Source organism: Psychroserpens mesophilus, from assembly GCF_050617655.1.
Lineage (GTDB): Bacteria > Bacteroidota > Bacteroidia > Flavobacteriales > Flavobacteriaceae > Psychroserpens > Psychroserpens mesophilus_A.
This window is the reverse complement of record NZ_JBODQC010000300.1, coordinates 1-256: the sequence shown is the minus strand read 5'-3', so window position 1 is coordinate 256 and position 256 is coordinate 1. Positions and strand designations below refer to the sequence as shown.

General features: G+C 62.9%; 1 protein-coding gene. It reads right to left on the bottom strand.

From position 1 onward, the window contains the following. Window positions 1-256, bottom strand: a 256-nt coding sequence (locus ACRHNM_RS17350; protein WP_431137899.1) for a topoisomerase C-terminal repeat-containing protein, incomplete at both ends; no start/stop codon positions are given.

The following is a 256-nucleotide window of genomic DNA, read 5'->3' as shown; positions in this document are numbered from 1 at the left end:
GGCCAGGGTCAGCGATGCCGGCTCGCGATCCTTGGGGATCTTGCCGTTCATCTTGCCGTCGCTGATGTACGGGCCGAAACGGCCGTTCAGCACCTGGATGACGCTGCCCTCGAACTCCTTGATGATCCGGTTGCGCGCGACCTCTTCCTTCTCTTCGATCAGGAACACGGCGCGGGCCAGGTCGATGGTGTACGGGTCGTCTTCCTTCTTCAGCGAGGCATAGGTGCTGCCACGCTTGGCGAACGGACCGAAGCGG